The organism is Streptomyces sp. NPDC111802, assembly GCF_055634335.1.
In genome coordinates this window covers 1-8,025 of record NZ_JBVKCZ010000114.1, presented here as the reverse complement: position 1 = coordinate 8,025, position 8,025 = coordinate 1, and the positions used below count along the sequence as shown (strand labels likewise).

Below are 8,025 nucleotides of genomic sequence, written 5' to 3'. Positions count from 1 at the left end.
CCGGCCCACAACCTGACATCAGCAAGGCCCCCACCCATAACCACACCAACAACCAACCTGGCCAGCAGTCACGACAAGCACCGTTGCAGTACTAGGGCCTGTCCCGGGTGCCGGGGAAGGCCGAAATGGAGCGTGACGCCATCGCTGCGCGGTTCGCGGCGTTGGGGGAGGAGGTGCCGATGAAGCGGTACCCGGACCGGCTGCGGGTAGAGCACGCGAGGAGTTCGAGGCGCGTCTGAAACGGGAGACCGCGAAGGCGGCGAAGGAGCTGCACAGGCGTCCCGTTGCCGCATAATTCCCCCGCAGAAAACACGAGAGCCCCCGTCCTCCTGGTCGCGGAGGCGGGGGCGCTGCGGTGTGCGAGGTCTGGCAGAGTCAGGTCTGGCACTGCGAGGTCGCCGCGCTGGACCAGTTCGACCAGGCGCCCCCCGCCGGCCTCACGTGGACGCGGATCGTGATTTTAACCGGGCCACAGATGCGGGTGGAGGTGGCGATGGCGATCGGGCCGACCGTGGAACGCCGCTGCACGATGGTCCGGCCGCTGCCCATTTTCATCCAGTCGTCGCCGTCCCCCTGCACGTGGAGGTACGCCTCGTACTCGACCCATGAGGCGTGGGAGCGGGAATTGGTGATGAGGGCGTGGGCGGTGATGTCGCGCCAGAAGATCTTCCCGTCCTTCCAGCGTTCGGCGGAAATACAGCCCCGGGCGCCGATGTTCTGCGTCGAGACCCCGCCGCCGCAGGCGACGGCAGCGGCGTGGGCCTGGGCGGGGAAGGCGAGCGCGGCCGCGGCGGCTGCCGCCACGAGGGCTCCCGTACGTTTCAGGGTCCGGGCAGTTTTCGTCATGGGGGGAACCGTATCCGCTCGTTCAGTCGCCCGCCCCGGTATCCGGCACGGTCACGGTCTGGTCCTGGACGTCTTCGACCACGGTGGCACCGACCAGGCCGAGACCGAGCAGGTTAGCGGCGACGAGCAGTAACGCGCCGGCCGCTTCTGTGCACCCCGACAAGGTGGGGCTGGAGCCGGACCGGATCGCCCCCGCGCCGCGAGAGATCGAGCCGGAACCTACGCCGCGTAGGAAACGGCGCTGGTCATTACTCGGTCGCTGATCCCGATACCCGCGTATTTCTCGTCTGTTCGTGCTGCACGCCGGGATCGCCTGGGAATACCTGCCGCAGGAACTCGGCTTCGGATCCGACAGCGAGTGACTGACCGCACCAGAAGAAGTGGACCAGAGCCATAAGTCGCGTACACAGCCAATGCGGTGCTCGGGCTTGAGCTCCCGGGCGCCGAGCATGTCCCCGCCGGTGCGGAACACCGCGGGGGTTACAAAGCCCGCAGTAACGAAGGTCAAGGCCATGACAAGGCCGACAGGCCAGCGCCGTAAGCCGCTCCGCTTGGACCGGCGTAAACACGCAGGTGCTCTCACGCACCAATACGTATCCCAAGCTGCTCCACAGGCCGCGCAACGCACCGACTGACGCGGACGGGCGCGGTGTCTCGTCTGCCGACACCCCGATCTGCGCCACTGCCGCGCCGGGCGGCCCGGCGCATCGCCGCAGTGGGGTTGCCCGCCCATGGCACCGGCTCGTCTGCCGCCTCTGACTTGGGAGAATGACGACCTGGAAAAAAAGATCTTGCTCCAAGCTGCATGGACGCCGCCGTCGCCCAGCTCCGCGCCGACGGCTTCGAGGTCCGCGACGAGGATGCTGCCCGCCTGTCCCTGTTCGTCCGCCGCCACATCAACGTGCTGGGCCGGTACTCCTTCCAGCTCCCCGACCTGCCCGGCGAGTTGCGGCCCCTGCGTGCCCCTGACGCTGAGCACCCGGCGTGATCCCAGGACGCGGCTGCGGTTGGGCAGGATGGCTGGTACGCAGCGCGTGAGTGCGGCAGAGAGGGGAAACCTGCGGCTGAGGCATCTTCCAGCAGAGCCCAGGACCAGGAGCGGAGACGGGCGATGGCCACCACAATGGGCGAGGCCCGGGCCGGCATGGCACGGCCGGCGAGTATCCAGTTGCCGGGCATCGTGCTCGGGGTGGGGATGGGCGGCTTCCTCGACGGCATCCTGCTCCACCAGCTCCTGCAGTGGCACCACATGCTCTCCAGCACCAACGAGGACCACATCGGGGTGAAGTACTACAACCCCCACTCCGTCTCCGGCCTGGAGATGAACACCCTGTGGGACGGCATCTTCCACACCGTGTGCTGGCTCGCGGTCCTCCTCGGGCTCGCCCTCCTGTACTCGCGGGTCACCCCCAACCGGCTGCGGGTGTGGACCTCCCGGGTGCTGTGGGGATGGATGCTCGTCGGCTGGGGCCTGTTCAACCTGGTCGAGGGCGTCCTGGACCACCACATCCTCGGCATCCACCACGTCTACGCCGGAGACGGCCAGGTCTGGTGGGACATCGGCTTCCTCGTCCTGGGCGCCCTGCTGGTCGTCGGCGGCTACCTGCTCCAGCGCAGCGGCCAGCCCTTCGACCCCAATGCCCCCACCGGACGGCATGAGGGCCGGCATGCCTGATGCACCACCACATGCACGATCGCGGGCACGACGCGGGCAGCAGCCTCAGCAACACGCTGGGGTGGCTACTGCCCGCGCTGGTGCTGCTGGCCGCTGCCGGCACCTACCTGCTGCTCGTCCGCCGGGCACGCCACCGCAATGCGGCCCTGGGCTGGAGCCGGTGGCGGACTGGATGGTTCCTGGTCGGCACCTTCCTGCTCGGCGCCGCGCTGCTGCCGCCCGTGGCGCCCTTCGCGCACGAGGACTTCCGCGGCCACATGATCCAGCACATGCTCATCGGCATGTACGCGCCCCTCGCGCTCGTCCTCGCCGCCCCTGTCACCCTCCTGCTGCGCACCCTGCCCGCAGCCCGAGGACGGCAGCTGACCGCCGTAGTTCACAGCCCGCCCGTCCGCGTGATCACCCACCCTGCGGTCGCACTGGCGCTGTCCACGGGCAGCCTCGCGGTCCTCTACTTCACCCCCCTCTACAACGCGACCATGAGCACTGCGGCGGCCCACTGGCTGCTGCACGCGCACTTCCTGCTGTCCGGGTGCCTGTTCGCCTACGTCATCGCCGGCCCCGACCCCGCACCGTCTCGCCCCGGTGTACGCGCCCGCCTGGTCTACCTCGGCGTCGCCATCGCGGTCCACGCGGTCATCTCCCAGATGATGTACGGCGGATTCTGGGTCAACATCCACGCCCCCATTCCCCAGGTCCAGGCAGGCGCCGAGATCATGTACTACGGCGGCGACATCGCCGAACTGCTCCTGGCCGCCGCCCTGGTTGCCACCTGGCGCCCAGAGCCCCGGCGCTCGGCCACCCGCGAGCCCGCCACCACCCGGAAAGTAACGGCACCCGCCTGAGCACGCCCACCCGTGCCGCCGACCGAGGAAACTGCCGTACCTGGACCCGCTGGTATGCCCGCCGAGGACACGCTGGGCGGCCGTCGCACCCGTGTAGGTGTCCGGCATCGTTCTCGACCCGGCGGCCAAACCAGCCACGAGCTCGACGCCGCCGTCTTCGGGCGCGACCACGAGGGCCGCGAGGTGCTCCTGGCAATCGGAGAGGCCAAGTGGAACGACACCATGGGCTTGGGGCACCTGCGGCACCTGCTGCACCTGCTGCACATCCGGTCCCTGTTGCAGGCCCGCGACGGCGTGCAAGCCCAGCACACGCGCCTGCTCTGCTTCAGCGGAACCGGCTTCACCGATGAGCTCCGCACCCTCGCCGAACGGGACAACAGCATCCAGCTGGTCGGACTGCGCGAGCTCTGCAGTGGTGTGTGAGGGCGGTGCGCCGCCGTCTCCGCTGTGCACACCCTTTGACCCGCGGCACCGGTCTGGCCGGAGACCTACGCCGCCGCCCGGGCCTTACACGAAACCTCGCCACCACCGTCCGGATCGAGCTCCCCCGTACCTGGAACTCGCCGTGATCAACTACTTGGGAATAGCCTTCCGGAGGTCATTTTCCGGCAGCTCCCTGCGTGAGATCAGCAGAGAAGATGATGTTGCAGTAACCAATTCCTTTCGCCTCATTTCCGGCCTTCTTGTCGCCTTTGTTCGTATCGTGATGGGCGATCTCTTTAGTCAATTCACATCCTGGAGTGATGAGGAGCAATTCAGGTCGCTTCGATTCCAGATCCAGCGAGGTTGCGGCGATCGACTTTACATTTCGCTGCTCGACTACCGTGATAATGAAGGTGGCCGATCCGCCGTCCGATCGCTTGATGTGAATTTTGTCGCCGACCTTCAGTAGGGATCCTTTCGGAAGAAGCCCACGGCCACGGGGTGTACTAAAGCGGGCAACGAGCACGGAAACTCCATTTTCACCTGGAGTTACGCTGTGTGAGTACCAGCCCGGCCTTTCAGCCTGATCAATGGGTGGGACCTGGAGATTTCCGTCGTCGTCAACTCCTAGTTTGAGCATAGGGCTTGCAGTGACCTTCACAGCCGGGATCTTCATCCCCACCGGGATCGATCTATCCATAGGTGCCCCGGCCTTGTGGTCCAAGCTGTTGTGATTCTCGGATAGATCATCAGAGTCGGACGCGCTGCATGCTGCAAGCCCTGAGCTAAGAGGAGCCAGTAGCGCGATAGCCAGCATGAGGCTGCGAATAGTGTGACGAGATGAAGAATGTGTGTGCATTGAGGCTCTCCCGAGCGGACTGAATACGTCAGAACGTCGGCACAAGATACTCGAGTCACTTCGGACTGTGTTGAATTAGCGCATCTGAGAGGGTCGGTGCTCTTGGGTTCCTCTGTGTTTTTCATCCCGGAAATAGCGGCTGTTGTCAGGAGCGGTGTTCGTGCTGGCTGTTGACGTTTCCGGGCAGGGACGACCGGCTCGCTGTCGGGTCGTGGTGACAGTCACGGCAGCTGTAGTTCTTGGTCACGGTTGGTCGTGATGATGGTGTCGTCGCTGGTGGCAGGCGGTCGCGACGGCTTGGTGATGGCGCCGCCAGGCGGTCCAGTGCAGGACGTGCTTGCGGTCGCGGACGGGTGGCGGCAGCACGAGGGCTCGCAGGAGCCGGATGAGCTCGGGGCAGCTCAGCGGGACGAGGGCGGGCTCGTCCTCGGTAGCGTTGTGGACGGCGGTGGCCGTGAGGGCAAGGACGGCGGCGGCGATCAGGGAGAACAGCGACCAGCGCATCCAGGAGTTCCAGCAGGTCACCTGACCCTGGTCGAGTCCCGTGAAGCCCTTGGCGAGTTGGAAGGTCTCCTCGATCCGCCACCTGCGACAGATCACTTCCACCAGCGTGCCGAGCGAGACGTCGCCGGGTGACCGGCAGCGGAAGTAGGAAACCTGGCCGGTGTACCGGTGCCGCCGCGCGACCAGCACACTCGTCCCGGCCTCCTTCTCGTTGCGGTTCTCGTCGGGAGCGTCGTCGGGGCGGACATTGAGCCAGGCCCAGTCGTACTCGCGGGTGCCCTTGGTGCCGTGTCCGGTCTGCCGGCGCATCCACTGCCCGGGCCGCACCTTGTTGATCATTTTGCGGGCCTCCCACCGGCGTCCGGTCCCGTCGACGACTTGGTAGGTGGCGGCGATGCCAACGGTGTAGTCGAGCTCCAGCGCCCGTATGCCCCGGCGCAGTTCGCGCCCGCAGTACACCTCGTCGCACGCGAACCAGCGGGCCTTCAGCCCAGCGGCGAACGCTTCGGTGACCATGGCCAGCGCCTGCTGCGGCTTCGTTGCGAAGGCGATCTCCTCCGGCACTCCGGCGACCTCGCGGCATTCCTCGTCCGCAGTCCACTCCGCCGGGAGATACAGGGCCCGATTGATGATCACGGCAGGGCGACGTGGGAGGTGGCCATGGCCGCGGTCGAAATCGCCACGGCTGCCGCAGCGGACGTCATCAGCCGGCCGGTGCGGGCGACGCCCTCGATGATCGAGGTGCGGTTGTCTCCGCAGCGGTCGTACTCCTCCCGGATGCGGCCGAGCAGGAAGACCTCGTAGTCCACCGACAGGGCGAGCGCGATGAACAGGACGAATAGCAGCGTCGAGGCGTCCAGCGTTCCCGTCGCCGTGAAGTGGCCGAGCACTGCGCTGCCGTGGCCGTCCTGGAAGAGGACGACGAGCGCGCCGAGGCTCGCCCCGAGGCTGGCGGCGGCCACGATCAGAGCTTTCAGGGGGGGCAACCAGGGTACGGGTGAAGGTGCTGAGGAGGGCCAAGAGCCCCACAGCCAGCAGAAACAGGCACCACGGGAGGGCGCTGAGGACGGCGTCCGCCGTGTCGACGACCTCCGCGGCTCGCCCGCCCACCGCCACGCTTCCCGGGGCGGGGGTTTGCCGTACCTTGCGCACCGCGGTGTCCGCCTCCGGCGTGCCGGGGGCGGCGGACGCGGCCGCCAGCAGCACGACCGCCTCACCGGACGGAGCCACACACACCACGCGGACACCAGTGATGCCCGGGACACGGGCGAGTCGGTTGCCGTACGCCGGTGCACCGTCCGTCGCCCGCGGTCCGGTGACGACCACGGTGAGGAGCCGCTCCGGCGGCGCGGTGAACTCGGCGCGTACACGCTCGGCCGCTTGGGCGGCCGGAGCCGACGAAGGCAGCGTGCGTTCGTCCACAATGCCGAGCTGTGCGTGGGTGAAGGGCAGGGCCAGCAGGGCCAGCAGCAGCACCGCCAGGCCGCCCGCCAGGAGGGGCCGTGCGGTGACCGTGGACGTCGTGCGATGCCAGAAGCGACTTACGTCCCCGGTATGGGCACGCCGCCACCGCGCCAGCGGGTCCCATGCCTGGGCCCGGGGGCCGAGCAGCCGCAGACAGGCGGGCAGCACCGTCAGGGCGACCAGCGCCGCCAGCACGGCGACGATCATGCCCGCCAGGGACAGTGCGCGCAGCATCGGCACCGGCACCACCAAGGCGGTGGCGAGGCATACGGTGACGGCGGCGGCGGAGAATGCGACCGAACGGCCGCTGGAGCGGCGGGCGGCCGCCAGCGCCGTGTGAAGGTCCGCGCCCCGCGAGGTCTCCTCCCGTACGCGGGCCAGCAGGAAGAGGCTGTAGTCGACGGCCAGGCCGAAACCGATCGCCGAGGCGGCGTTCACCGCGACCCGTGAAACGTCGGCCACCTGCGCCAGCAGGCCCAGGACCGGGATGGTGCAGCCGATGGCCAGCGCGGCCACGACCACGGGCAGCAGCGCGGACACCACGGACCCGTAGGCGAAGACCAGGACGACGAAGAGGACCGGCGCGGCCAGCAGTTCGGCCCGGCTCAGATCGCGCTCGATGGTCTCGTCGATCTCCCGGTTGGCCCACACCTCGCCGCTGGGCTCCACCCGCATCCCCGGGACGGCCGAGCGGGCCGCCGCCACCACACCGGGCGCCACCTGTTTACGTTCCTTGTCCGTCCCCTTCAGCCGTACGGCGACCAGCAGGGTCCGTCCGTCCGTGGAGCGCAGCCACGTGTCACCGGTGGTCTGTGCCGACCACACGGTCTTGACGTCGCGCTGCCCGGCCAGCGTCTCCATCACTGCTGTGGTGCCGTCCCGGACGGCGGCCTCGCGTTCACCGCCGGTGCGCTGTGAAACGGCCAGGAGCAGATCGGGCGAGGGCACGCCGAGCCGCTCTGCCTGCCGTCTGGCGCGCGTCGCCTCCGTATCCGTCGCAACCGCGCCGCCCGTGCTCAGCGCCGAGAAGGCAACCGGGGCCAGCACCCCCGCGCACACCGCCGCCAGCAGGGCGCTCACCACCACCAGCCAGGCCCGGCGCCGCACCGTATCCATCCGTGTGCCTCCGTCTTGCATCCGATCCGGACGCTTCGTCTGGCTCCCGCTAGGAAGCCGTGAACAGCAGAACGGCGTTCTGGCCGCCGAAGCCGAAGGAGCAACTGATACCCGCGTCGCCGCGCGTGGGGCGGGGACGTCCGGCGACGATGTCCAGCACAGATCCTCCTCGCCGCCCGGGACGGGCTTACCGGCGAGCGAACAGAGGAAAACCTCAGCGGTGGCGGGTCGGCGTGGGATGTTCGCGCTGATGTGACTCCATCCGTCAGATTTCGGATTGAGGTTCATGGGGG

At 68.2% G+C, this 8,025-nt stretch carries 7 protein-coding genes and 3 pseudogenes; 5 read left to right on the top strand and 5 right to left on the bottom strand.

Annotated elements, in window-relative coordinates; genetic code table 11:
* Positions 1 to 375 precede the first annotated feature (375 nt).
* Positions 376 to 846 carry a hypothetical protein gene (locus ACZ7NC_RS43680; RefSeq protein ID WP_471497597.1) on the bottom strand — a complete coding sequence of 157 codons (471 nt, stop codon included), beginning with the start codon at positions 844 to 846 and terminating at the stop codon, positions 376 to 378.
* On the opposite strand from ACZ7NC_RS43680, the gene ACZ7NC_RS43675 reads away from it, so the two are divergent.
* From ACZ7NC_RS43675 to ACZ7NC_RS43655, 5 genes and pseudogenes are all read left to right on the top strand, one after another.
* Positions 845 to 979, top strand: coding sequence for a hypothetical protein (locus ACZ7NC_RS43675; protein WP_471497595.1), 135 nt, complete (start codon positions 845 to 847; stop codon positions 977 to 979). The two genes, ACZ7NC_RS43680 and ACZ7NC_RS43675, sit on opposite strands and share 2 nt — an antisense overlap.
* Positions 980 to 1,651: 672 nt before the next feature.
* Positions 1,652 to 1,834: pseudogene (locus tag ACZ7NC_RS43670) on the top strand (Tn3 family transposase); the annotation flags it as partial.
* Positions 1,835 to 1,957: 123 nt separating this feature from the next.
* Positions 1,958 to 2,521, top strand: coding sequence for a DUF2243 domain-containing protein (locus ACZ7NC_RS43665; protein ID WP_471497593.1), 564 nt, complete (start codon positions 1,958 to 1,960; stop codon positions 2,519 to 2,521).
* Between the two features lie 11 nt (positions 2,522 to 2,532).
* On the top strand, positions 2,533 to 3,366 hold the full coding sequence (locus ACZ7NC_RS43660) for a cytochrome c oxidase assembly protein (protein WP_471497591.1): 834 nt from the start codon (positions 2,533 to 2,535) through the stop codon (positions 3,364 to 3,366).
* Between the two features lie 54 nt (positions 3,367 to 3,420).
* Complete coding sequence (locus ACZ7NC_RS43655) at positions 3,421 to 3,789, top strand: hypothetical protein (protein ID WP_471497589.1); 369 nt, start codon at positions 3,421 to 3,423, stop codon at positions 3,787 to 3,789.
* 175 nt (positions 3,790 to 3,964) lie between these two features.
* Here ACZ7NC_RS43655 and ACZ7NC_RS43650 read toward each other — a convergent pair whose 3' ends face one another.
* From ACZ7NC_RS43650 to ACZ7NC_RS43635, 4 genes and pseudogenes are all read right to left on the bottom strand, one after another.
* Positions 3,965 to 4,465 carry a sortase domain-containing protein gene (locus tag ACZ7NC_RS43650; RefSeq protein WP_471497601.1) on the bottom strand — a complete coding sequence of 167 codons (501 nt, stop codon included), beginning with the start codon at positions 4,463 to 4,465 and terminating at the stop codon, positions 3,965 to 3,967.
* Between the two features lie 426 nt (positions 4,466 to 4,891).
* A pseudogene (locus ACZ7NC_RS43645) lies at positions 4,892 to 5,788 on the bottom strand (IS701 family transposase); the annotation flags it as partial.
* Positions 5,785 to 6,114, bottom strand: coding sequence for an MMPL family transporter (locus ACZ7NC_RS43640; protein WP_471497599.1), 330 nt, complete (start codon positions 6,112 to 6,114; stop codon positions 5,785 to 5,787). The gene ACZ7NC_RS43640 and the pseudogene ACZ7NC_RS43645, both read right to left, overlap by 4 nt.
* Before the next feature lie 544 nt (positions 6,115 to 6,658).
* Positions 6,659 to 7,732 (bottom strand): annotated as a pseudogene (locus ACZ7NC_RS43635) (MMPL family transporter); the annotation flags it as partial.
* Between the last annotated feature and the right edge of the window lie 293 nt (positions 7,733 to 8,025).